We start from the raw sequence: 1172 nt of genomic DNA, 5'->3' as shown, positions 1-1172 counted from the left end.
TAGCTGAACCGCCCCCGGCTCTCACTGACGGTGACGCCATGCTCCTGCAAAAGCTGAGCGGAAAATTCCTCAAGACTCGTAGCCTTAGCCAGAACAGAACGGATTTGCCTCCGAAGGGCCGCTTTCTCGGTTTCAAATTTGGTTTGCCGGATGGGCTGATCGGAAGCGGCTGCCTTCTGGTTGGCATAGTCAAGGCGGCGCTGGCCGCGCCGCTGCGCCCAGTATTCTCGTTCTGTAATCCGTTCGCCGGTGCCGTTCAACAGGTCGATCTGGTAGAGTCCGGCTTCCTGGCAAAGCTCCATGGTCTCGACCCGCAGGTGCCGGAGCATCGCGGCGGTGCAGCGGTGCTTCATGCCCTCCTGCCAGTCGCAGGGTTTTTCCATATAGGGCTGTCGAGGGATCGCCCGCACCCGGACGCTGCAAATGACGATGTGAACGTGGATATTCCCGGCTCCGTTGTGTCCGTCGGGGTGGGAGCAGACAATAGCGGGATGACCCGGAAAGTTTTCTTTGCAGAATTGCAGGCCAAGCGCCTGGGCTTTTTCCAGGGTCAATCCATTGTCCGCAGCATCCCGCGGGTCGAAGCTGATGATATATTGGTGAGTCTTCACATCGTCGGGAGAGAAGTTCTTTCCGTACTTCCGGTTTGCCAGTAGGCAGGCCATGGCAAAGGACTGCCCGCCGCATTCCAGAGTGTCCAGTAAGTACTCCTCCCGTAGCTTGGGGTGGCCGTTCTCATCCAGAATCGGCAGGCCGGTGTACTCGTTGTGCTGAAAGGTCAGGTAATGTTCAGGCGCTGTTAGATCGGAGTTCTTCGAGCTTGTATGCTTGATGGTTGCCATACAGTTCTCCCATCTTTTTCTCGGCATCCAGCCGGAAGAGTGTGAGGGCGGACAGTTCGGTCAAGAGCTGCGCCCGAATTTGTTCTGAATCTTTGCCGTTGCTGTTGAAGTGGCGGGCAAGCTGGTTCAGATTGCTGCCGATCCTGCCGCATTGTCCCAGCAGATCAGAGAGGGTATTCAGTGCATCTTCTCCGCCGCCGGTGACAACAATGGTTTGCTTGATGGACTGACTGCGCAGGGAACGGCGGATAAGAGTGGAGATGTTGACATGGAGAATCTCGCACATGATCTCCAGTTCCTGCTTTTCTTCTGGGGTGACTCTGAACTTGA

2 protein-coding genes are annotated in these 1172 nt (G+C 56.4%); both read right to left on the bottom strand.

Going from position 1 to position 1172, the window contains the following annotated elements:
* A partial coding sequence (locus tag B5E67_RS15255) for a relaxase/mobilization nuclease domain-containing protein (RefSeq protein WP_087385923.1) occupies positions 1-842 on the bottom strand: 842 nt, incomplete at its 3' end.
* The coding region (gene mobC / locus B5E67_RS15250; RefSeq protein ID WP_143405453.1) for a plasmid mobilization relaxosome protein MobC at positions 790-1172 on the bottom strand (383 nt) is incomplete at its 5' end. The genes mobC and B5E67_RS15255, both read right to left, overlap by 53 nt.

It is taken from the genome of Faecalibacterium sp. An122 (genome assembly GCF_002160895.1).
Taxonomy (GTDB): Bacteria; Bacillota; Clostridia; order Oscillospirales; family Ruminococcaceae; genus Faecalibacterium.
The sequence above is the reverse complement of the archived record's forward strand: the minus strand, read 5'-3'. Positions and strand labels throughout refer to the sequence as shown.